Raw genomic sequence first — 24094 nt, forward strand, 5'->3', positions numbered from 1 at the left:
TCATATATCTCAATAATTTATCATAATTTATAATCATCAATAGGGGATTTTTATGGAACTAACTGTAGTTCAAAAAGAAATACTGCAAGAGTTAATAAACCTATACCGGGAAAAAAATAGACCAATAAAAGGAACTGAAATTGCTTTAAGATTAAATAGAAACCCAGGAACTATAAGAAACCAAATGCAGGCTTTAAGAGCTTTAGATTTGGTTGATGGTGTTCCAGGTCCTAAGGGGGGATATGTTCCAACAAGCAAAGCATACAGGGCTTTAGGATTGGGAGATGAAGGAGAAATAATAGTGCCAATTTACAAAGATGGAAAGAAGGTTGAGGGAGTTAAGGTAGTAAAAATAGAATTTGACACGGTTTCACATGAAAAATACTGTTCTTCAAAAATTCACATTGAAGGGGATACAAAACATTTCAACATTGGGGATATTATTAGGGTTGGCCCAACTTATCACAACAAAATTATCATAAATGGAAGGATTATAGGTAGAGACGATATACATAGGATATTGTTGATTGATGTCTTAGGAGTTTCAAGTATTCCAAACGTAAAAGTTGGTGAAGTTGGAATTCAGAAAGTTTATACTCTAAACCCAGATAACACCTTAAAGGAAGCTGCTAAATTGTTCGCTGAAAAAAATATTAGCGGAGCTCCAGTTGTCGATAATGACAACCTAATCGGAATAATCAGCTTACACGATATTGCTGAAAATATAGAAAACGTTGATAGGAAAGTTAAAGAGGTTATGAATAAAAACGTTCTAACAATACATAAAGATGAAAAAATATACGATGCATTAAAAATTATGAACAAAAATAACGTTGGTAGGTTGGTTATAGTAGACGATAATAACAAAATCGTCGGAATTATAACGAGAACAGACATATTAAAGATCATTAGCGGAAAATTTCCAAGGAGTTTCCATACTCAATAGTGCCTAAGTAAAGCATATATATCATTTTAGATAATACTAAAACTACGAGTATATAAAGAGAGGAATTTTATCACAAACTTTTAACTCAATTTTATCTTTATGAGTATAACCGCACTACCTTATTTTGGTGGTGCCTTTTTTATATCTAACGGAATAAAATTTACCTAATGAGGGATAAGTATGGTTAAGATTGTAGATACTACTTTTAGGGATGCACAACAGTCATTGATAGCTACAAGAATGAGAACTGAGGATATGCTACCAATTGCAGAAAAAATGGATGAAGTTGGTTTTAGTTCTATGGAGGTATGGGGAGGTGCTACTTTTGATGCGTGTATAAGATATTTAAATGAAGACCCATGGGAGAGGTTAAGAGCTTTAAAAAAGAGGATTCAAAACACTCCATTACAGATGCTTTTAAGAGGGCAGAACTTAGTTGGTTACAGGCATTATCCAGATGATATTGTAGAGAAGTTCGTTATAAAAGCTCATGAAAATGGAATTGATATTTTTAGAATTTTTGACGCTTTAAACGATGTAAGAAACATGGAAACTGCAATAAAAACAGCTAAAAAAGTAGGAGCTGAAGTTCAAGGAGCTATATGTTATACAATAAGCCCTGTTCATACAATCGACCAATACGTTGAGCTTGCAAAAAAATTAGAAGAGATGGGTTGTGATTCAATATATATTAAAGATATGGCAGGTCTTTTAACTCCTTACGAAGGATATGAATTAGTTAAAAGATTGAAAGAGGAGGTTTCAGTTCCAATTGGTGTTCATAGCCACTGCACCAGCGGTTTAGCCCCAATGACTTATTTGAAGGTTATAGAGGCAGGAGCTGATATGGTAGATTGTACAATATCACCATTTGCCATGGGAACTTCTCAGCCACCAACAGAAAGTATTGTTGTAGCGTTAAAAGGAACTAAATATGACACTGGCTTAGATTTGAAGTTATTGAATGAGATTAGAGATTACTTCATGAAAGTTAGGGAGAAATATAAAATGCTATTCTCTCCAATATCCCAAATTGTTGATGCAAGGGTTTTGGTATATCAAGTTCCAGGGGGGATGTTGTCTAACTTAGTATCTCAGCTCAAAGAGCAGGGAGCTTTGGATAAGTTTGAGGATGTTTTAAAAGAGATTCCAAGGGTTAGAAAGGATTTGGGTTATCCTCCATTAGTTACCCCAACCTCTCAGATAGTTGGAACTCAAGCAGTTTTAAATGTCTTAACTGAAGAGAGATACAAGATTATAACAAATGAAGTAGTTAACTATGTAAAAGGCTTTTATGGAAAACCACCAGCTCCAATCAACCCAGAGTTGTTGAAGAGAGTTTTAGATGAAGGGGAGAAGCCAATTACCTGCAGACCTGCAGATTTATTAGAGCCAGAATGGGAGAAAGTTAAAAAGGAAGCTGAAGAAAAAGGAATTGTTAAGAAAGAGGAGGATATATTAACCTATGCATTGTATCCACAAATTGCTGTTAAGTTCTTAAGAGGGGAGTTGAAAGCTGAGCCCATACCAAAAGAAAAAGATATTGGAAAGATTTTAGAGATCCCAACAGAGTATATTGTAGAAGTTGATGGGGAGAAATTTGAAGTTAGAGTAGAACCAAAGATTGGGACAGAGTTGAAGAGGAAGAAAGAAATTGTAACTGCAGAAATGGAAGGGGCTGTGACATCACCATTTAGAGGAATGGTAACCAAGATTAAGGTTAAAGAAGGAGACAAAGTTAAGAAAGGAGATGTCATTGTTGTATTAGAGGCAATGAAGATGGAGCATCCAATAGAAAGCCCTGTTGAGGGAACAGTTGAGAAGATATTGATTGATGAAGGAGATGCCGTGAATGTTGGAGACGTAATTATGATTATTAAATAAAACATTAATTAAACTTTTTTTACTTTATAAAATTTACAACTAAACTTATTTTTGGTGAAATCATGTTTAACAAAGTTTTAATCGCAAATAGGGGGGAAATAGCAATTAGAATTATAAGGGCATGTTGGGAGTTAGGGATTAAGACGGTTGCAGTTTACTCTGAAGCAGATAAAAGGTCTCTGCATGTAACTTTAGCTGATGAAGCCTACTGCATAGGTCCATCTCCAGCAGCGAAGAGTTATCTAAACATTGATGCTATTCTAAACGTCGCTGAAAAGGCAAAAGTTGATGCTATTCATCCAGGTTATGGATTCTTAGCCGAAAATGCTGAATTTGCGAGAGCTGTTAAAAAAGCAGGTTTTGAATTTATTGGTCCAAATCCCAAAGCTATAGAGGCAATGGGGAGTAAAATTAACGCTAAAAAAATCATGAAAAAAGCAGGAGTTCCTTTAATCCCTGGTAGTGATGGTGCTGTTGAAGATGTTGATGAGGCAATAGAGATAGCTGAAGCTATTGGTTTTCCAGTAGTTGTTAAGGCCTCCGCTGGCGGTGGAGGAATGGGGATGAGCGTTGCCTACAGTAAAGAAGAATTAAAGGATGTTATAGAATCTGCAAAAAATATTGCTAAAAGTGCATTTGGTGATCCAACAGTATTTATTGAAAAATATTTGGAAAATCCAAGACATATTGAAATCCAACTTTTAGGAGATAAACATGGAAATATCATCCATTTAGGAGATAGGGAATGTTCTATCCAAAGAAGACATCAAAAATTGATTGAGGAGGCTCCATCTCCAATAATGACTGAAGAATTAAGAGAAAGAATGGGGGAGGCTGCAATTAAAGCAGGAAAGGCAATAAACTACGATAGTGCAGGGACTGTTGAGTTTTTATATGAAAATGGAAACTTCTACTTCTTAGAGATGAACACAAGGATACAGGTTGAGCACACAGTTACAGAGCAAGTTACTGGGATTGATTTAGTTAAAGCTATGATTAAAATAGCTGCTGGAGAAGAATTAAGTATAAAACAGGAGGATGTTGAGATAAGAGGGCATGCAATTGAGTGCAGAATAAACGCTGAAGACCCATTAAATGACTTCGTCCCATGCCCAGGAAAAATAAAGCTTTACAGATCCCCAGGAGGACCGGGAGTTAGAATAGACAGCGGTATTTGTGGAGGGGCAGAGATTCCTCCATATTACGATTCAATGGTAGCTAAGCTTATAACTTATGGTAACAGTAGGGAAGAGGCAATAGCAAGGATGAGAAGGGCTTTAAAAGAGTATGTTATAGTAGGAATTACAACAAACATTCCGTTCCACAGGGCTGTTTTAGAAGAAGAGAACTTCTTAAAAGGAAATATCTCAACACACTATGTTGAGCAGAATATGCACAAATTGAAGACAAGAATGGTTCAATACGCATTAGAAACAAGAGATTTGTATAGCGTAGTTTCAGAAAAAGTATTTGAGAAGAATAAAAAGATTGTTGCAGCAATGGGCGGTTTAACAATGTATATCTCCCAAATTATGAAAGAGAACGAAAAAAATAAAAAGAAACTGTAAATATCCCATAAACAGTAATATTTATATAATATGAGGAAATAGTTATTTAAAGCTTCATTTTTCTTTTTAAATGAAATTGAATAAAAGGTGATAATAATGCCAGGAACAAAACAAGTTAACGTTGGTTCATTGAAAGTTGGACAGTATGTTATGATTGATGGAGTTCCATGTGAGATTGTAGATATTAGCGTTTCAAAGCCAGGAAAACACGGAGGAGCTAAGGCAAGAGTTGTAGGAATTGGAATATTCGATAAAGTTAAGAAGGAATTTGTTGCTCCAACATCAAGCAAAGTAGAAGTTCCAATAATTGACAGAAGAAAAGGACAAGTCTTAGCTTTAATGGGAGATATGGTTCAAATCATGGACTTAGAAACTTACGAAACCTTAGAGTTGCCAATTCCAGAAGGTATTGAAGGTTTAGAACCAGGAGGAGAAGTTGAATACATTGAAGCTGTAGGTCAATACAAAATAACAAGAGTTATTGGCGGAAAATAAATGTTTTTTATTTTTAATTTTAAAAATTTTAATTAAATCTCAAAAACACCATTTATGGTTCTTATAACAACTCTATCAACATATTTTTTTGCTATTTTTCCCAATTCTTTTAACTCATCTTCCTTAGGCATAGGTAGTTTCTTAAATTCTTCATCATAAGCATCTTTTGGTTCAAACTGCTGAATTGCATACAAATCACAATCTTTAACTGTTTTTGCTATCTCTTCAATATCTTCCTTATCCATAACCATTGGAACAAAAGTTGTTCTACATTCAACAAATACATTATTTTTTTTGCATAAATCAATAATTTTAAGGATTTTCTTTTTAATTTCCTCTCCATCTTCTTTACATTTTACAAACTCTTTATATTTATCAAATTTGCACTTTACATCTATGGCAACATAATCAATTAAGTTATTTTTTACGAGCTCTTCAATAACCTCTGGTCTTGTTCCATTTGTATCAATTTTAACTGGAAAACCTTTTTCTTTTGCATATTTGGCTATTTCAATTACAGCGTCTTTTTGTAAAGTTGGTTCTCCTCCACTTATAACAATAGCATCTGCAAAGAAAAAATCAATGTTATTAAAAAGCTCTTCAACTGTCATCTCCTTTTTATGCCCTAAAATATGATTTAAGTTATGGCAATAAGGGCATCTCATATTACATCCATGTAAAAATATCACTGCAGAGCATTTTTTTGGATAATCTATTGTTGATAAATCTACTATCCCTGAAACAATAACTTTCATCTTCCCACCAACCTTTTATAAATGCTTGATCAAAACGGATGCATTGCCTCGCTTCGCTCGGCAATGCCTCTTAATTAAAGTAGGGCTGAACATTATTACATTATCCTATATTTTTTAAACATTAAAATCTTGACTTCATCATTTATAAACATCCAAATTATTGCATAAATCCAAACAAATAAAGCCAATTTCCAGCCAATAGGCTCTATAAGTATTCCATAAACAGCTAAGATTGTTCCAATAATATCTGTGGTTAATACAGCTAAAAGCATCAATAAGCTTGGATATGGCTTTTTCCATAATCTATCTTTTGACCTTGCAACTAATAAGGTAGAATGTCCAGCAACTATTAATTTTAGAAAGATTAAAGTTCTAATCATATCTAAAGAGAGATTTAAATAAAAATCACCAATATAAAGCAGCAAGAATGAGCTACAAACACCAGTTAATCCAAGAGCTGTTGAAACAGGCAATATTTTATTTAACTCCCATTTGACTGGCTGTTTTGCTTCAATAACGTTATCATACGCTATAGTTAATATTGGGATATCGTTTAATATTGCCAAGAGCACAATCATTATGGCAGTTATTGGATAAAATCCAAGCAATAATATTGATAACTCCATAAAAAACAAAACCCTAATTGTTTCAGTAATTCTGTAGATAACATAATTTTCCATTCTTTCAAAAATCCTTCTTGCTTCTTGAATTGCATCAACAACAACAGATATCCCTGGAGATAATAAAACTATATCAGCAGCTGCTCGTGCAGCGTCAGTTGCGTTTGAGACAGCAATTCCACAATTAGCTTTTTTTAATGCTGGGGCATCGTTAACCCCATCTCCAGTCATAGCTACAATATGATTTCTCCTCTGTAGTGAATTAACAATTTCATATTTATGTTCTGGAAATACCTCAGCAAATCCATCAGCCTCTTCAACCAAATCATCAAATTTTGCCTCTTTAATCTCCCCTCTTTTTAATTTATTTATTAATTCGCTAATTGAAATTATCTTATCTCCAATGCCCAACATTCTTGCTATATTCTTTGCTATGGCTATATGATCCCCAGTAACCATCTTTATGTTAACTCCAAACTCCTTAATCTTTTTAACAGCTAATGGAGCATCTTCTCTTGGAGGATCATATAATGGAATAATTCCAGCAAAATGCCACTTGTTATTTTTATAAACTGCTACTCCTAAAGCTCTATACCCATTCCCAGCAAGTTCATCAACTATTTTATTAACTTCATCTCTAAGCTTATCATCTGCATCACATAAATCCAATATTACCTGAGGAGCTCCTTTTGAGACTTTAAATTCCTCATCATTAACTACTTCTGCCTCAGTTCTTTTGATAACTGGGTCAAATGGAATAAATTTCTTTATTTTGTATTTTTTTATTTTTTCTATCAAATTCAATTTTTTAGCTTCATTTAAAATTGCCATATCAATTGCGTCAGCATCTTCCTCTCTTGAAGCAAGAGCCGCAAATAAAACAACATCTTCCTTGCTAAAATTATTTAAAGCTACAATATCTCCACAAACGAGTTGGTTTTTAGTTAAAGTTCCTGTTTTATCTGAGCAGAGGACATCTACACCAGCCAACTCTTCAATAGCAACAAGTTTTTTAACTACTGCATCTTTTTTTGCCAAATTTAAAGCTCCAATAGCCATAGTTATAGATAAAACTGCAGGCATAGCAGCTGGAATAGCTGCAACAGCTAAAACTAAAGCAAATTGAATTGTTTCTATTAAACTTGCCCCTCTAAATAACTCAACAACAACCATTATTGATATTAAAATTACTGCCAAAATTATTAAATAATCTCCAACCTTAATAATCATCTTTTGATACGTGCTAACAGTTTCAGCTTTTTCGACCAATTTAACAGTTTTTCCAAAGTAAGTATTTAACCCAGTAGCTTTAACTACTCCAGTTATCTCCCCCTTCTTAACGATAGAACCAGAATAAATAACATCTCCCACTTTTTTCTCAACGGGTAAGCTCTCTCCAGTCAAAGCAGATTCATCCACAACCAAATAATCTCCTTCAACCAATATTATATCTGCAGGAACAATATCCCCAATCCTTAATCTAACAACATCTCCTGGCACTAATTCTTTAGCAGGAATTATTTTCCACTCCCCATCTCTTAAAACTCTTGCATTTAAAGCCATTTTTTGTTTTAAATATTCAATCACGTTCTCAGCTTTATACTCCTCCCAAAATCCAACAACACCATTAACAATTAACAAAATTAAAATTATAATAAAATCAACCCAATGCTTAATTATTGCTGATAAAATAGCGGCTATCTCAATCATCCAAGCAATTGGATTCCAAAAGTACGATAAAAATTTAATTATCGGGTGAATTTTCTTCTCAGGAATTTCATTATAGCCGTAAATTTTTAATCTTTCTTCAGCTTCCTTTGTGGATAATCCAGTTTTTAAAGAAGTTTTAAACTCTTCCTCAATCTTTTTGACATCCATACATATCCCCAAAAATAAAATAATAAGATTATTTAGCAAAGTATTTTAAAACATCCTTCTCAGTAATAATCCCCACAACCTTTAAATCATCATCAACTACTGGCAAAGCTCCAATATCATTATTTATCATTGTTTCAGCTACTTCTCTCAGCTTATATCCTTCTTTAGCAGTTATAACATCCCTCTTCATAATCTCTTCCATTCTAACGTTTGTTATCTCCCTAACATTTCCTGTCTGCATCTGATTAAAAGCCCAATCACCACCTAAAAGCTTTATAAAATCAGTTGAAGTTATAATCCCCACTAATCTCTCCTCACTAACAACCGGCAATCTTCTAAATCCATTTCTAACCATGGTTCTTGCAACATCTTTTAATCTCTCTCCTGGTGTAGCTACGATAACATCTCTCGTTATATAATCATCAATTGTCTCGCTTTCGTCTATTTTATTTAATAAAGCCCTTATTGTGTCTCTCTCTGTAATTAATGAAATTAACTGGTTATCATCATTAACTATAGGGACTCCACCAACATTTTTTGTTAAAAACGTCTCTATAGCCTCATCAATATCTGCATTCTCCTTGAGAGTTATAACATTCTCCTCCATTATCTCTCTAACTGGCTCGTTTATAGCTGCTAAAAAATTCCTTCCATGCTTCTCTCTAATGAGGTTGTATTTTGAACCCCCTCCCATGAAATTTACGATATCCATGCTCGTAATGATACCAACAACCTTATTATTTCCAGGATTTACAACTGGCAATCTTCTGTATTTGTTTTCATTCATTGTCATTAATGCCTTTCTTATTGTAGTTGTTGGATATACCGTAACAACTTCTTTATTTTTAGCTATTTTAGTTACTTTCACGCTTATCCCTCATGGCATTTTAATTTAAAACTTTAAATACTTCAAATGAAAATTAGATTTACAATAAATAATATTTTTCTCCTCACTATAAAATAATTATCATTGTGGTTGATATGAAAGATGTGGAAAAAATTATAAAGGGAATAATAAAAGATATGAATCCAAGATTTAAGAAAAAAACTTTGGGAGAGTTGTTGGAGGAAGAGAAACCACATGTAATAATCAATGGTAAGAGGCATAGGATAAAAAGGAGAGAGCTCGAATTTTTAAAGGAAATTGCAAGTAAAAATTTAAGAATTCCTATTGTCTTAGAGGTTGATTCCTCGTTAGGAGGGGCCATAAAAGTTAGTGGAAAAGAAGAGGTCAAAGTTATCTCAAAGATATTGGGTAGGGAGATAGATATCTTTTCAGAAAAAGATGTAATGTATATATATAAACCAGAACTAAAAATTGTTAGGAAGGAGTTGCCAACAACAACACAGCTTATATTTAAGTTATCCTTATCTGACTAAAAGGGATATTATGAAAAGAAAAAAATATTATGGAAGAGATCCAATAAAAAAGCTTTTAAATGACCCAGAAAATAGAGAGAAAATATTTAAATTTTTGTTTATCCTAAATATATGGGTATGGTTAGCAGTGTTTATTGGGGCAGTGATTTTTGTAATTTTAATGATAAAGTATTATTGGTGATAAAATGAATATATTTGTCTGGATTTTTGCAATTATTGCATTGAGCTTTTCAGCATTGGTAGGGTTAAGACTCTCTTTTAAAAAAGAGACTTCTAACGTTTTAATTGGGGAATCTTTATTAACTGTAGTTATTGGAACTTTGATAGTAGTTATTTCTCAAAAATACAATATTGCCTTTGCCGATACAATTGCCTTAGCCCTATTTATATGTGGAGTAGTTGGAGCGTTTGCCTTCTGTAAGGTAATAGGTGGAGATAATGGAAATGCAAAACAGCCAAATTAATAAGGATGAGGTATTTATTGTTGTTCCCGCATTTAACGAAGAAAAGATGATTGGAAAAACTCTAAAGAGTTTAAAAAAGGAAGGATATAAAAATATAATTGTTGTTGATGATGGCTCAGCTGACAAAACTTCAGAGATTGCCATAAAAGAGAATGTTATTGTATGTAGGCATTTATTAAATAGAGGTCTTGGAGGAGCTTTAGGAACCGGAATTAAATGCGCTTTAATGTATAAACCAAAAATAATTGTAACTTTTGATGCAGATGGGCAACACCACCCCAAAGATATTGAAAAGGTTGTTAAGCCAATATTATTTGATGGCTTCGATATGGTTGTTGGTAGTAGGATGATGGATAAGAATGAGTTAAAAAACATGCCTTTAGTAAAAAGGATAGGTAATTTTGGATTAAACTTTATAACTCGTTTGATGGGAGGTTATTTTGTAACTGACAGCCAAAGTGGTTTAAGGGCTTTCTCTTATGAAGCTGCTAAAAAAATAATAAAGGACTTAAAAAGTGATAGGTATGAAGTTTCTTCAGAATTTATAATCTTGGCCAAAAAACATAAGTTGAAATTAAAAGAAGTGCCAATAAAAACAATCTATACAGAATACTCAATAAGTAGAGGAACTAACGTTATAACCGGCTTTAAAATCTTGTTTAAATTGATTATGCAGAAGATTTTTTAAATTTTATAACAAATCTTTCAAAATTTTAAATCCCATCCAAAATCTAAAGATTTTTAAAACCTTTATTATTAAAGATGCCTGTCTATCCATATCTCCATATTTATTGATATAATCAATTAGCTCACTTTTTGTTTTTAATTTTCCAATAATCTCATCCAAAGTATCATTTTTCAATTTTAAAAATAATTTTCTAATTATTAAGCTATTTTTTATCTCATTTCCAAATTCTTCCTTCCATTTTTTATCATAAAGCTCTAAATTATCTATCTCACCATTTAAATATCTGCTAATAATTTCTCCAGCTATCTTTCCTCCAACAGCTCCAAAATACAGCCCTCCACCACTTAAAGGCTTTACATGGCATGCGGCATCTCCAACCAATAAAACATTATCCTTAACAGATCTCTCCAAATAACCAATCGGCAGAGAACCGGAAGAAAATTCAGTTATTGTTGCATTTTTCAATATCTCTTTTGCTGTTTCATTTTCGTTTATAAACTTCATCAGCTTGTTGTAGCAGTTCCCTCTATCTAATAAGCCCACTCTAACTCTATCATCTCCCATTGGAATAATCCATGTAAAAAACCTTTCAGAATACCTCTTATCTAAAAAAACATAAACAAAATCATCGTCACAGTCGGCATTAACCATTTCAAACTGACAACTCGACAAAATCTCCCTATTTTTATTATTAACTAAACCCAATTTTTTTCCTGTTATTGTTTTAGAGCCATCAGCACCAACAACAACTTCTGGATTTAAATATATTTTTTCTCCTAAATGAGATATTTTAACTTTATATCCTTTTTTATCTTTTTCAATTTCTCCATAAGCTTTTAATAAAAAATCACATTTTTTTCCTGCTCTTATAGCTATATCTTTATCCATAACTTTTCTCTCAAAAACATAAGCCCTAATTTCCTCATTTCCAATTTTCACCATGTTGCTTTTTGAACAAATATAAGCTCCCCTAACTTTATTAACAACGCCTTTTGGATTACCGAGCTCTTTAGCTCCATTTTTGCTTATTAATCCAGCACATTGTAAAGGAACTCCAATACTTTGATGCTCCTCAACAATTAAAACCCTACCATTTTTTATATTCTCCCCTGTAATACAACCTACTGGTCCTCCGCCAATGATAACAACATCATAGTCATCCAAATTATCACCAGAATCCCTAAATATTATTCCAAAATTAAAACTTATTATAAATAGTTTAAGGGATAGCATGATTTACATCGTAGGCATTGGTCCTGGAGATAAAGATTATTTAACCTTGAAAGCAGTAAATATTGTTGAAAATGCTGATTTGGTTGTAGGTAGTAAGAGAGCTTTGGGATTATTTAATTTGGACGAAGATAAAAAAATAATTTTAACGAAAAATTTAGTCGAGGAATTAAAAAATATACTAAATGATAAAGATACAAAAAATAAAAATATTGCTATATTATCCACTGGAGATCCCTGCTTTAGCGGTTTGTTGAAAACACTATTAAAAATTGGCATTAAAAAAGAAGATATTGAGGTTATATCTGGCATTTCATCCATACAAATAGCAGCTTCAAAGTTAAAAATTTCTTGGGAGGATTATAATATCATAACCCTTCATGGAAAAGAAGAAAATAGGGAAAAGCTTTTAAACCTAATTAAAAATCATGAAAAAGTTATATTTTTACCAAACAATTTAAGAGATGATGTAAAATTTTTAATAAGTAATGGTATAAATCCAGAAACAAAAATATGGGTTTTAGAAAATCTAACCTATCCAAACGAAAAAATAAGCTTAAAATCTCTAAAAGAAATATCGGAAGGAGAGTTTTCCTATTTAACGGTTTGTGTTTATGAGGGGTAGGATGGTTAGGGAGCTGTTATTAATAGGCGTTGGAGGATTTTTTGGAGCTGTATTTAGGTATATAATTAGTGGAATTATTCCAGTAAAATTTGGCATACCTACTGGAACTTTGGCAGTTAATTTAATAGGAAGTTTTATTTTAGGATTTTTGTTATATAGCTCTTTATTTACATCAATATCTACTGAATATAAGTTGTTTATTGGAACTGGTTTCTGTGGAGCTTTAACAACGTTTTCAACCTTCTCTTATGAAACTTTTGCCTTGATTGATGAAGGATTGCTAATTAAATCTCTATTAAACATATTAATCAATGTAATTGGCTGTTTAATCATGGTTTATTTTGGTAGGGTTTTAGCACTCATTATATTTAAATAGGTGAAATAAATGATAAAAGTGAAAATCTTGAGGATTTATTTGAGGGAGGGGGATAAGTTTAAAGATGATGTGATGTATAAACATATAGTCAAAATATTAAAAAAGGAGGGGATTAGCGGAGCTACAGTCTATAAAGGGATATGTGGTTATGGAGTTAGAGGGATAGCTGAGATGGACATATTCAGGCTGTCTATAAATCTCCCAGTAGTTGTAGAATGTATTGACACTGAAGAAAATATAAATAGGGTATTACCAAAATTATATGAAATTCTTAAAGATAATGGATTGATAACAATAATTGATGGCTACGTGTACAAAGGTGAAATTCATGTTGGAGAAGATAAATAATTTCTTTAAAGAGAAAAGCTGGGTAAAAATACTTTTAATTCTCTTAATGCTGATGTTTATAAGCTTTCAACTAAGAGCCCAGACAGCGGATATGAAATTCGCCAAAGATAATGAGTTTTTAAAAGATATGTTCTCAGATGAGAATGGAAGGATGTATCTCTTAGCTCTAGACCCTTACTACTACCTAAGATTATCTGAAAACCTCTACAACAACGGACACTGTGGGGAAACGATAAAAATAATTAATGGAAAAGAAATGCCTTATGATTTGTATCAATACGCTCCTCCAGGACATCCACTACCTTGGGAGCCACCAGTCATATGTTTAGCAACATTAACCCTTTATAAAATATGGCATTCTATTGATACAACAGTAACCATTATGAACGCTGCCTTCTGGGTTCCAGCAATTCTTTCAATGCTTTTGGGAATACCAATTTATTTCATAGTTAGGAGAGTTACAAACAGTAACATTGGAGGAATTGCTGGGGCAATTGCCTTAATATCAGCTCCTGGTTTATTATATAAGACCTGTGCTGGATTTGCAGACACTCCGATATTTGAGGTTTTACCGATACTCTTTATAGTGTGGTTTATCCTTGAAGCAATACACAATCAAGAAAAAACTGCTTTATTTAAAAAAGATTTAAGAAATCCTATATCTTTATTTATCATTATTGCATTAATAACCGAGCTAATAATTGGAGTTTATTTAAACATTGCCTCAGGAGAAAGTGTGGTTATTGCCTCAGCGTTATTTTATGCAATATCATTGGCGTTCATTTTAATGGGTTTAATAATAGCTGGAATTAAAAAGATGAAAAATGAAAATGTGGAGTTTGAGTTATTTGCCTTATTGGCTGTGATATTAACAGCAGTAGCCCCAAAAATGTGGGGGGCTTGGTGGTATGGATTTGATATAATAACTGCTTTCTTAGTAATCTACATCATTGCACTGGCATTGTTAAAATCACAGGTAAAACTAAAAGAGTTCGTAGATATTGGAAACCTTAAAAATGTTATTTGCTTGTCAGCATTATACATAATTGGCTCTCTTGTATTATTAACGGTAATATATGGAGTAAATATGGCAATATCACCAATCACTTCACCTTTGGGATATAAACAAATACTTTCAACATACTCACAAACAACTGGATGGCCTAACGTTTATACAACAGTAGGTGAGCTTGCAAAACCAAATTCATGGAGAGAGATATTTACAAATGCCATTGGTTCAAAAACTATTGCAATAGCTGGAATTTTTGGGATAATATTATCATTCATATCATTGAGATATAAAAAAGTTAAATTTGATGTAAAATATGCCATATTATTGACTATATGGTTATCAGTAACTCTATATGCTGCAACAAAAGGGATTAGGTTTGCGGCATTGGCAACTCCTCCATTGGCTATTGGTTTAGGAATCCTCATTGGGCAGTTAGATAGGTTATTAAAAATGAAAAATGACATTGCTGTATTTGGATTAGGAATTCCAGCAGGAATATTTGGTTTAATAATATTATCAAAATACTCCACAAAAATCTCTGAGATATTATTGCCAACAACCTACGTTCCTGCAATTGCATACGGATTTTTAATTGTATTGGCTATATTGATTGTATATAAAATCTCAGATATTATTTCTTCAATAAATGATAAAAAGGAAGTAATAATAAAGCTATCTTCAATATTGCTTTGTATTGGAGTTGTTATCCCACCATTATCTGCTGTAATTCCATTCTCAACAGCTCCAACATTTAACGACGGATGGAAAGAGGGATTAGATTGGATTAAAGCAAGTGCTCCAAACAACTCAGTTATAACCTGCTGGTGGGATAACGGGCATATTTATACCTATGAAGCAAGAAGGATGGTAACATTTGATGGTGGAAGTCAGAACACTCCAAGAGCTTACTGGGTTGGGAGGGCTTTCGCTACATCAAACGAAAACCTATCCATTGGGATAATTAGGATGTTGGCAACAAGTGGGGATGAGGCATTTAAAGAGGGTAGTGTTTTAATGAACTATACAAATAACAATGTCTCAAAGACCGTTGAGATATTGAATGAAATATTGCCAGTAAGTAGGAGTAAAGCTTATGAAATATTAACTAAAAAATATGGTTTAAGTGATGAAGAGGCAAAGTTAGTTTTAAATGCAACTCATCCTGAACATCCAAATCCTGATTATTTAATAACCTACAACAGAATGACAGACATAGCCCCAGTTTGGAGTATGTTTGGATTCTGGAACTTCTCTTTACCACCAAACACTCCAAATGAAAAAAGAGAGAAAGGGGTATTTTATAAAGGAACATCTTATTATTTAGGAAATGGGACAATCTTGACAAATGTAAATGTATATGGCTACAATTATGTTACATTAATAAATAACACAAACATCTCAACGGCAATTGTTCAAAAAGTAAATGGACAAACAAAGATTGTGGGAGTGTTTAAGATACATAAGTTGTATGTTAAAACACCTTTGGGTGTTAGGGAAGTTGTATTAAATGAGGATGGGCAGTTATCAGAGTTTGTTAGATTGGAGGCAAATGGAAGGGGCTATGCTTGGTTAGCAACAAGAAACTTGGAGGATAGTGTTTATGCTAAATTGCACTTCTTGGATGGCTATGGATTGAAGCATATAAAATTGGTTAAGGCAACAATAGACCCAACAAACTTTGGTGTCCAGCCAGGATTTAAGATTTATAAGGTAGATTATGGAACTGATTATTTAAATTAAATTTTTTTAATTTTTAACTCTTTTTAAGTTTTAAAAAATAAAAGAGGAGGTTTTTATGTTTTTGTTAGACCCCTTTTCTGGGATTAGTGGAGATATGTTTTTATCAGCCATGATTGATTTTGTTGATAAAGAAGAGCTTATAAATATTATTAAAAAAGTTATTAATGTAGATATAGAGATAAAAAAAGTTAAAAAGTGCCACATATTGGCAAATAAAGTTAATATAATTCCAAAAGATGTTGAATATGAAGCAAATACATACAAAGAAATTGTTAATATAATTAAAAAAGCCAACATCTCAGATAGTATTAAGACCTCTGCCTTAGAAATTTTAAAAATATTGGCTGAAGCTGAAAGCAAAATTCACAACGTTGATGTGGAAAATGTCCATTTCCATGAGGTTGGGAATTATGATACAATAGCCGATATAGTTGGAGCTTCTTACATAATAAATAAGTTAAATTTAAAAGATAATTGCTTTTATAAACCAATAAATGTAGGAAATGGTTTTGTAAAGACGGAGCATGGTTTATATCCAGTTCCAGCTCCTGCAACTGCTGAGATATTAAAAGGGTTTAAAATATTTTTCTCAGATATTAATGAAGAGCTAACAACACCCACCGGAGCGGCTATTATAAAGTATATAAACCCAAAATTAATTAAGGAAAGTTTTACTGTAAAAAAAATCTCATATGGTGCAGGGGATAAAGATTTCAATAACTTTCCAAACACTTTAAGAGTTTTTAAGATTGAAAACATAAAGAGGGAAGATATAGTTTTATTGGAAACAAATGTTGATGATGTTTCACCTGAGGTGTTGGGGTATTTACATGATATTTTAGATGGAAGGGTTAGGGATTTACATTTTATCCCAACATTTATGAAGAAGAATAGACCTGCCTACACAATAAGGGCTGTTGTTGATAAAGATAGGGTTAATGAGGTAGCTAAGATTATAATGAGGGAAACAGGCAGTTTAGGAATTAGAGTGTTTAAAATAGATAGAATAATAGCGGATAGGGAGTTTAAAACAATAAAACTATTTAATGAAGATGTTAGGGTAAAAATTGGGAGAGTTGATGATGAAATAATCTCTCAAAAACCTGAATTTGAGGATTTGAAAAAAATAGCTAAGAAATACAACATTCCTTTGAAAGAGTTGTATAAATCAATTAAACAAATTAACTAATAGGGAGTTATTATGGTTGTTGAAGTTTTGAGATTGGGGCATAGAGGAGATAGAGATAAGAGGATATCAACCCATGTAGCTTTAACAGCGAGAGCTTTGGGAGCGGATAAGATAATATTTACAGTTGAAGATGAACATGTTGAAAACAGCGTTAAAAAGGTTGTAGAAAGTTGGGGTGGTAACTTTAAGTTTGTTGTTGAAAAGCATTGGAAGAAATACATCAAAGAGTTTAAAAAGAGAGGAGTTGTAATTCATTTAACGATGTATGGGGCAAATATAAATGAGATGATGCCAGAAATTAAAAAGATAGGCAGAGATAAAGACATTTTAATTATAATTGGAGCTGAAAAAGTGCCAAAAGAAGTTTATGAACTTGCTGATTATAACATATCCGTTGGTAATCAACCACATTCAGAAGTTGCGGCTTTGGCTATCTTTTTAGATAGATTGTTTGAAGGAAAGACACTTTATAGGGACTTTGAGGATGCAAAAATAAAAATTGTCCCATCAAACAAAGGAAAAGTAGTTATAAGAGAAAACCAAAAATAGATAATATAAGCCACATTATATTGAGTGATACTATGGAGATTCAACTACCAGATATAGAGGAGATAAAGTTAGAGGATGTTTTAATAAAGAGAAGGTCTATTAGGGAGTATAGCTCTGCCCCTTTAACTTTGAGAGAGCTATCTCATATTTTATTTGCCGCCTATGGGATAACTGATGAGAGGGGCTTTAAGACAGTCCCCTCTGCTGGAGCGACATATCCATTGGAGATTTATGTAAATGTGAGGGATGTTATTGGAGTTGAGGAGGGGGTTTATAAATACATCCCAGAGAGGCATTCAATAGTTAGGGTTTTAGAGGAAGAGGTTGGGCATGAATTGGCTTTGGCAGCATTGAGACAGATGTTTATTGCTGTAGCTCCAATTGTTTTAATTATAGCCGCAGATTATGAGAGGACAATAAGTGTTTATGGAGATAGAGGGTTTAGATACGTTTATATGGAAGTTGGGCATGTAGCTCAGAACGTATATTTGATGGCAACTTCCTTAGGTTTGGGGACAGTATCGGTTGGAGCATTTTATGATGATGAGGTAAAGGAGATTTTAAAGATTAAAGAGCATCCTCTCTTATTAATGCCAGTTGGAAGAAAAATAGAGTAATATTTTATTTTTATTTATTATTTATTTTTTGGGGGTGAGATGTTGATAGATACTCACATACACTCAGATACAAGGGGTTTGGAAGATTTGGAGTTAATGGCAATGTGTTTAGATGGAGTTATAACCTTAGCTCACGACCCATTTGAAATGAAAAATGTTAAAGTTTGGGAGGCGCATGTTGAGAAACTTTTAAATGGTGAAATAGAAAGAGCTAAAAAAGTTGGGTTAAATTTATTTGTTTGTGTGGGAATGCATCCGAGAGCAATTCCTCCTGAGGTTGATGAAGCATTAAATAAAATAAGGGATTATATAAATCATGATAAGGTTGTGGGCATTGGAGAGATTGGTTTAGAGAAAGCTACAAAAGAAGAGAGGGAAGTTTTCATAAAACAGTTGCTCTTAGCTGAAGAATCAAAACTCCCTGCGGTTGTGCATACTCCAAGAAGAAATAAAGAGGAAATAACTAAAATAATATTGGATGAGATTTCAACGTTAAATTTAAAAAATAGCAACATAGTTATAGAGCATTGTAATAAAGAAACTGTAAAATGGGCATTAGATGCTGGATTCTATGCTGGATTAACCGTTCAGCCAGGTAAACTAACTCCATTGGAAGCTGTTGAAATAATAAAAGAAAATAAAGATTTCGCCAATAAAATTTTGCTAAATAGTGACTGCTCCTCAAACCCTTCAGATGTTTTAGCTGTGCCAGGAACTGTTTTAAAGATGAAAATTGAGGGCATTGGGAAGGAGATTATTGATAAAGTGTCTCAAAAAAACGCTTTGGAGTTGTTTAATCTAAAAGTCTAAGCTAACTATTTCCAAATCTAAATTTGATGATAAAAATTCCTTAAACTTTTTTAGTCCAAAAACCTCAGTTGAGTAATGTGTGGCATCAACAACAACTAAGCCAAGCTCTTCAGCCAAGATTTTTGAGTGATGAGTTAAATCTCCTGAAAGATAAACATCCGCCCTCTCAGCAACATACTTTATAGATGATTGAGATAGTCCATAACCTGACAAAACTGCCAATCTAAAATTGTCTCCTATATCTTTACTTTTAACAATTATGGGGTTTTTATGTATGTATTTTTTTGTTATATCCAAAAACTCTTCAAAACGTCCTTTAAAAATTCCAACTCTTCCAAGTCCATTTTCATATAGAGGTTTAATATCCTCCAAATTATAAACTTCAGCTAAGGCATCATTCAACCCATTTTTGCAAATATCTAAATTTGTATGGGCAGAGTATAGAATAATATCATTTTTCATCAATATTTTCAACTTTTTGTAGATAACTCCGGTAAAGTTCCTTATTGGATCTTTTAATAGTGGGTGGTGGGTAAATAAGAAATCAACTTCTTCCTCTTCTGCCTTTTTAATAACCGAGAGTGAAGGGTCTAAAGCAATGCCCAACTTTTTTATCTCTTTGTTTAAATCATCCCCAACCTGTAATCCAACGTTATCTCCTTCAATAGCTAAATCTTTAGGAGCAAAGTTCTCAATAAACTCAATAATTTCTTTAGCTTTCATATTTATAACCTCCAAGCGTTTATAACCGAAACTTTTAGAAAAAGTTTCATTAAAACTAATTCCCCAGGCTTTTATTAAAAGGATGCGTTTATAACCATAAGTTCTTCAAAAGGAATTTTCAATGAGGCAACTTTTTCAACTTTTAAGCCTAGGGATTTTAGCCTATTAACTGTTTTCTCCTCTCCAGTTAATGAGCTCTGCAGTATTTGAACTACCCCGCCCTTTTTTAAATAATTTGGTAGATTGTCAATAAATCTATCTAAAATCTCCCTCCCATCTTTTCCTCCATCAAAGGCGTAATTTATATAGCTATCAATCAAATCATCTTCTGATGTTGGTAGGTATGGAGGATTGAAGAGGATAACATCAAATGTTCCACTGACATTTTCAAATAAATCACTCCTTATAAATGAGATATCGGCATTATTTAGATTATTTAATTTAGCATTTTCTTCAGCCAATTTTACAGCATAGGGATTTATATCAACACCCACAACTTTTTTAGCCCCTTTTTTTGCACATGCAATTGAAATTAATCCAGTTCCTACACCTATTTCTAAAACTTCTTTACCTTTGACATCAACAAGATTTTTTAACAATAAAATTGAGTCTTCAGCAGGTTCATATACTTCAGGATGTAATTTTAGTTTAATGCCTTCAATCTCTATTATCATCACTTTTCACCAAATATATAGCTATTTTTTCTTTTTAACAAGATTTTCTAAATATTTTAAGTTCTCTTCAGTTCCAAATGCATATATTACATCTCCAGGCCTTAAAATATACTCAGGACATGGATTTATGCAAAACTTATCACCTCTTTTAATGCCCAATATAGTAGCTCCTGTCCTCCCCCTAATATTTGCATCTTTTAAAGATTTATATGCTAATTCTGAATTTTCTTCAATAACAAATTTCTTTAATTCAACATCTTCTTCATATTCATCCTTTGCTATTTTAACAAACGTGCTTAAAAAATCCAAAATTCCTGGTCTAACAGAAACCTCAGCTATCCTAAGCCCACCAATTAAATATGGACAGACGACCCTATTAGCTCCAGCTATTTTCAATTTCCTTATAGCTTCCTTCCCATCTGCTTTAGCAGTAATCAAAATGTTCGGATTTAACTCCCTTGCCGTTAATGTAACAAATACGTTATCTGCATCGGTTGGAAGTGTGGCTATAAGCCCCTTGGCTTTTTCAATCTTTGCTTTCTTTAAAGTTTCATCTTTTTTAGCATCTCCAACAATGTATAAAAATCTATCAAGATACTTTTCATACTCTTCTTTTAAAATATCCTCATCAATATCTATAGCTATAAATGGAATCCCCTCCTGAATAAATTTCTCCCCCACAACTTTTCCTAACCTTCCATAACCACAGATAATGTAATGGTCTTTTAAAGTTTTAATTTTATTTTTCATCTTCTTCAACCTCATAAACTCTTCAAATCTTCCTTCAACAATATACTCAGCTATTAAACTAAATAAATACATCACAATACCTACACCAAAACATAAATAAACCACTGTTAATGCCTTTCCCAAAAATGTTTTTGGAGTAAAGTCCCCATAACCTGTGGTTGTTATGGTAACAATGCTGAAATATAAAGCTGTGAAATAATCAACCCCCTCAACTATGCTTATTAAATAGGCATAAGTTAAAACTAAAATAATGGAAGTAATTGCAACAACTATAACCTTTTTTGAGGTCTCCATAGTTTCACATATCTCCCGCTTACTTTGGATTTTCTATTTTTTCTTTTAACTCTTTAACTTTTTTAGCATATTTTTTGTTGAATATCTCTGAAATCCTCTCAATTGCATCTAAAAGATTCAACAACTGTTCTAAGTAATAATAAATATCTCCAGAGTACGTTTGAATCTTAAACTCCTCATATAACGTTTTTGAAATCTGTCCAGGAGTTTTTCCTAAACTTCTTAAGTTAATAATCATCTCTAAAATCTTTTCCTCTGGCTCAACTCCCTCAAATTCCATAATAATTAAAGTTAAATCCTCCTTTAACTTCTTATCTCTAATTTTTTCCATCCCCTCTCTAATAACCTCCAAAGCATCAAAAAACCTTGAAGGGACATTTATATTTAAAATTTTTGAAAGCTTTATTTTTAAATTGTTTGATAAATAGACGTTTTCAAAGGGCATAATCTCTGTTATTAATTCAATAAGCTCTCTATTATTAACAACTCCTTCCCTAATTTTTTCAGCAACCTTTGGATATAAGAAGGAAATAGCTACAGCCTTTCCATAATTTGTTAATTTCACCTCATTATTTGCTCTTATCATATTATAACTTTCCAAATTACTTAAAATCTTGTTCAAAGAAAAAGCTCTCCCAATGTATGGCACGCTATCTATGTCAAATCTATTGGTTATTCCAGCTGAGATTGTTGCCAATATCTGCTCTTCCTCTTCATCTTCACTATATTCAACTACAACATCCTCAGGAACTGCATTTAACAGCTTAAAAGCTACCTCATCTTCAGTATTTTCCATCTTTGCATGATACTTCTTTCCAATTTCTACCAAAAGATAAACCTTTCCTATTTCATGCATCCCCTTTCTTCCAGCCCTTCCACACATCTGCTGAAATTCTGCAGGATTCAGCCAATCTCCTCCCATGGCTAAGCTCTCTAAGATGACAGTTGAAGCTGGAAAATCAACCCCTGCAGATAAAGCGGCGGTTGTAACAACACATTGGATTTTTTGATTTGCAAAATCATCCTCAACCTTTCTCCTTCTTATATACTCCATGCCACCATGATAAAATTCAGCTTTAATACCCTTAGCCCTCAAAGCTTTAGCTAAATGCTCAGCTCTCTTTCTTGAGTAGGTAAAGATTAAGCACTGCCCCCTGTATCCAAACTTTGAGATATTTTGCCACTCTCTTTTGACAATTTCTTTAATGATGTTTAATTTTGCAAAATCATTCTTGCAGAAGATTATATGCCTCTCTAAAGGAACAGGTCTTCCATTGTATAAAACCAATTTGGCATTTAATTGCTTAGCCAATTCCTTAGGATTTCCAATTGTTGCTGACAAATATATTTTTTGAGCATCTTTAAATAAAAACCTTAACCTCCCAATTAAACCATCTAACCTTGCCCCTCTTTCTTCTAAGTTTAAGGAGTGGATTTCATCAATAACCACTGTTCCAACATCTTTCAACCTTTTAGTCCTAATTAAATAATCAATCCCCTCGTAAGTTCCAACTATAATATCAGCGTCTAAAGATGTGTTTACATCAACCTTTTTTCCAATCCTTCCCAATCCAACCCTCAAACTAACCTTAAAACCCAATTTTTCATATCTTTCTTTAAATTCTAAATATTTTTGGTTTGCTAAAGCCACCAAAGGAACTAAAAATAGAAATTTTTTTCCTGTTTCAATTAAATTTTTAATTCCTGCTAACTCTCCAATCAACGTTTTTCCTGAAGAGGTTGCTGAGACAATTAGCAAATCTTCTCCTTTTAACAAACCAGCTTTAACTGATAATGTTTGAACTGGTAGAAGCTCTTTAATCCCTCTACTTTTTATAACCTCTTTAAGCTCTTCTGGAATATCCAACTCATCAATTTTATAATTCTCAATTTTATCCTCTTCACTACCAGTTATAACATCGTATCTTGTCAATTCTGGCTTATCCAACGGATTCCTTATCCTTAACAATGAAAGAACTTTGTCAACATCTTTAAATCTTTTTAAAAATTTTTCTATAAATTCCTCACTAATCTTTACCTCTTCTTTAATTTCATTGATTCCACAATTTATACAAATCTCTAAATTTCCATACCCACATCTGTTATTCCTTGTTAATCTTTTATAAATATTTTTTAATAAGCAGAATGGGCAGAGCTCTATGTAATTGTATTTTAAATTGTATGATTTTAAAATCTCCTCTACCTCTTCATTCTCTTTTAATATGAATATTTTATCAGATTTTAACAGTTCTAAAACCTTGGAAGGCTGAATTAACTTATCTCCTAACCTGCACCTATACAATTTGTATTTATCACCAATTTTTTTATAATTTGCATATATTTTTTGATTATTCTTTACCTCAACTCCATCCTCTATTTTTTCATCAACTTTAACTATCTCAATTTCATCCTTTTTCTTCTTAGGCTTCCTAATGATAAGCATTATGAATCACCATCATTGAAAAATATTAGGTAAATT

At 32.6% G+C, this 24094-nt stretch carries 24 protein-coding genes; 16 read left to right on the plus strand and 8 right to left on the minus strand.

The window, feature by feature from the left end:
- The first annotated feature begins 52 nt into the window (after nt 1-52).
- The 4 genes from MEFER_RS02890 to eif5A all read left to right on the plus strand — a co-directional run bounded on the left by MEFER_RS02890 (nt 53) and on the right by eif5A (nt 4893).
- Nucleotides 53-946, plus strand: a complete 894-nt coding sequence (locus MEFER_RS02890; RefSeq protein WP_015791133.1) for a CBS domain-containing protein — start codon at nt 53-55, stop codon at nt 944-946.
- 180 nt (nt 947-1126) lie between these two features.
- Nucleotides 1127-2830, plus strand: a complete 1704-nt coding sequence (oadA, locus tag MEFER_RS02895; RefSeq protein ID WP_015791134.1) for a sodium-extruding oxaloacetate decarboxylase subunit alpha — start codon at nt 1127-1129, stop codon at nt 2828-2830.
- A gap of 62 nt (nt 2831-2892) precedes the next feature.
- Nucleotides 2893-4398, plus strand: a complete 1506-nt coding sequence (locus MEFER_RS02900) for an acetyl-CoA carboxylase biotin carboxylase subunit (RefSeq protein WP_015791135.1) — start codon at nt 2893-2895, stop codon at nt 4396-4398.
- Nucleotides 4399-4494: 96 nt separating this feature from the next.
- On the plus strand, nt 4495-4893 hold the full coding sequence (gene eif5A, locus MEFER_RS02905; RefSeq protein WP_015791136.1) for a translation initiation factor IF-5A: 399 nt from the start codon (nt 4495-4497) through the stop codon (nt 4891-4893).
- Nucleotides 4894-4925: 32 nt separating this feature from the next.
- On the opposite strand, the gene MEFER_RS02910 is transcribed toward eif5A, so the two are convergent.
- The 3 genes from MEFER_RS02910 to MEFER_RS02920 all read right to left on the minus strand — a co-directional run bounded on the left by MEFER_RS02910 (nt 4926) and on the right by MEFER_RS02920 (nt 9014).
- Complete coding sequence (locus MEFER_RS02910) at nt 4926-5648, minus strand: anaerobic ribonucleoside-triphosphate reductase activating protein (RefSeq protein WP_015791137.1); 723 nt, start codon at nt 5646-5648, stop codon at nt 4926-4928.
- Between the two features lie 95 nt (nt 5649-5743).
- Nucleotides 5744-8146, minus strand: a complete 2403-nt coding sequence (locus tag MEFER_RS02915; RefSeq protein ID WP_015791138.1) for a plasma-membrane proton-efflux P-type ATPase — start codon at nt 8144-8146, stop codon at nt 5744-5746.
- Between the two features lie 28 nt (nt 8147-8174).
- Nucleotides 8175-9014 carry a CBS domain-containing protein gene (locus MEFER_RS02920; RefSeq protein WP_015791139.1) on the minus strand — a complete coding sequence of 280 codons (840 nt, stop codon included), beginning with the start codon at nt 9012-9014 and terminating at the stop codon, nt 8175-8177.
- 92 nt (nt 9015-9106) lie between these two features.
- Here MEFER_RS02920 and MEFER_RS02925 point away from each other — a divergent pair, with 92 nt between their 5' ends.
- From MEFER_RS02925 to MEFER_RS02935, 4 genes are read left to right on the plus strand one after another with little or no spacing between them, the layout of a single operon-like run.
- A complete protein-coding gene (locus tag MEFER_RS02925; protein ID WP_048056301.1) occupies nt 9107-9526 on the plus strand; it encodes a DUF61 family protein in 420 nt (139 codons plus the stop codon).
- A gap of 10 nt (nt 9527-9536) precedes the next feature.
- Nucleotides 9537-9707: a hypothetical protein gene (locus MEFER_RS08415; RefSeq protein ID WP_015791141.1), complete on the plus strand. Its 171-nt coding sequence runs from the start codon at nt 9537-9539 to the stop codon at nt 9705-9707.
- Nucleotides 9708-9711: 4 nt separating this feature from the next.
- Nucleotides 9712-9990: a hypothetical protein gene (locus MEFER_RS02930; RefSeq protein ID WP_015791142.1), complete on the plus strand. Its 279-nt coding sequence runs from the start codon at nt 9712-9714 to the stop codon at nt 9988-9990.
- The gene (locus MEFER_RS02935) at nt 9965-10678 is read left to right on the plus strand and encodes a glycosyltransferase family 2 protein (protein ID WP_015791143.1); all 714 of its coding nucleotides are present in this window, start codon (nt 9965-9967) and stop codon (nt 10676-10678) included. The genes MEFER_RS02930 and MEFER_RS02935 overlap by 26 nt, the downstream gene beginning before the upstream one ends.
- Before the next feature lie 3 nt (nt 10679-10681).
- Here MEFER_RS02935 and MEFER_RS02940 read toward each other — a convergent pair whose 3' ends face one another.
- On the minus strand, nt 10682-11842 hold the full coding sequence (locus MEFER_RS02940) for a geranylgeranyl reductase family protein (RefSeq protein WP_015791144.1): 1161 nt from the start codon (nt 11840-11842) through the stop codon (nt 10682-10684).
- Nucleotides 11843-11909: 67 nt separating this feature from the next.
- On the opposite strand from MEFER_RS02940, the gene MEFER_RS02945 reads away from it, so the two are divergent.
- From MEFER_RS02945 to MEFER_RS02980, 8 genes are read left to right on the plus strand one after another with little or no spacing between them, the layout of a single operon-like run.
- The gene (locus MEFER_RS02945; protein WP_015791145.1) at nt 11910-12533 is read left to right on the plus strand and encodes a cobalt-precorrin-7 (C(5))-methyltransferase; all 624 of its coding nucleotides are present in this window, start codon (nt 11910-11912) and stop codon (nt 12531-12533) included.
- A 1-nt stretch (nt 12534) separates the two neighbouring features.
- Complete coding sequence (gene crcB / locus MEFER_RS02950) at nt 12535-12909, plus strand: fluoride efflux transporter CrcB (protein WP_015791146.1); 375 nt, start codon at nt 12535-12537, stop codon at nt 12907-12909.
- A gap of 9 nt (nt 12910-12918) precedes the next feature.
- Nucleotides 12919-13257, plus strand: coding sequence for a DUF190 domain-containing protein (locus tag MEFER_RS02955; protein WP_015791147.1), 339 nt, complete (start codon nt 12919-12921; stop codon nt 13255-13257).
- Nucleotides 13238-16009 (plus strand): STT3 domain-containing protein, encoded by a 2772-nt coding sequence (locus MEFER_RS02960; protein WP_015791148.1) that lies wholly within the window; start codon nt 13238-13240, stop codon nt 16007-16009. Before MEFER_RS02955 ends, MEFER_RS02960 begins: the two co-directional genes overlap by 20 nt.
- 55 nt (nt 16010-16064) lie before the next feature.
- Nucleotides 16065-17198: a nickel pincer cofactor biosynthesis protein LarC gene (larC, locus tag MEFER_RS02965; protein WP_015791149.1), complete on the plus strand. Its 1134-nt coding sequence runs from the start codon at nt 16065-16067 to the stop codon at nt 17196-17198.
- 12 nt (nt 17199-17210) lie between these two features.
- Complete coding sequence (locus MEFER_RS02970; protein WP_015791150.1) at nt 17211-17747, plus strand: tRNA (cytidine(56)-2'-O)-methyltransferase; 537 nt, start codon at nt 17211-17213, stop codon at nt 17745-17747.
- Nucleotides 17748-17779: 32 nt separating this feature from the next.
- On the plus strand, nt 17780-18364 hold the full coding sequence (locus MEFER_RS02975) for a SagB/ThcOx family dehydrogenase (RefSeq protein ID WP_015791151.1): 585 nt from the start codon (nt 17780-17782) through the stop codon (nt 18362-18364).
- Between the two features lie 42 nt (nt 18365-18406).
- Entirely contained in the window at nt 18407-19174 is a 768-nt protein-coding gene (locus MEFER_RS02980) for a TatD family hydrolase (RefSeq protein ID WP_211204178.1), read from the plus strand.
- On the opposite strand, the gene MEFER_RS02985 is transcribed toward MEFER_RS02980, so the two are convergent.
- From MEFER_RS02985 to MEFER_RS03000, 4 genes are all read right to left on the minus strand, one after another.
- A complete protein-coding gene (locus MEFER_RS02985; protein ID WP_015791153.1) occupies nt 19163-19897 on the minus strand; it encodes a Nif3-like dinuclear metal center hexameric protein in 735 nt (244 codons plus the stop codon). The two genes, MEFER_RS02980 and MEFER_RS02985, sit on opposite strands and share 12 nt — an antisense overlap.
- Nucleotides 19898-19971: 74 nt before the next feature.
- Complete coding sequence (locus MEFER_RS02990) at nt 19972-20571, minus strand: HemK2/MTQ2 family protein methyltransferase (RefSeq protein ID WP_015791154.1); 600 nt, start codon at nt 20569-20571, stop codon at nt 19972-19974.
- A 21-nt stretch (nt 20572-20592) separates the two neighbouring features.
- Nucleotides 20593-21615: a potassium channel family protein gene (locus MEFER_RS02995; RefSeq protein WP_015791155.1), complete on the minus strand. Its 1023-nt coding sequence runs from the start codon at nt 21613-21615 to the stop codon at nt 20593-20595.
- 19 nt (nt 21616-21634) lie between these two features.
- Nucleotides 21635-24058, minus strand: coding sequence for a DUF5814 domain-containing protein (locus MEFER_RS03000; protein WP_015791156.1), 2424 nt, complete (start codon nt 24056-24058; stop codon nt 21635-21637).
- Nucleotides 24059-24094 lie beyond the last annotated feature (36 nt).

This window comes from Methanocaldococcus fervens AG86 (assembly GCF_000023985.1).
Lineage (GTDB): Archaea > AGJL01 > Methanococci > Methanococcales > Methanocaldococcaceae > Methanocaldococcus > Methanocaldococcus fervens.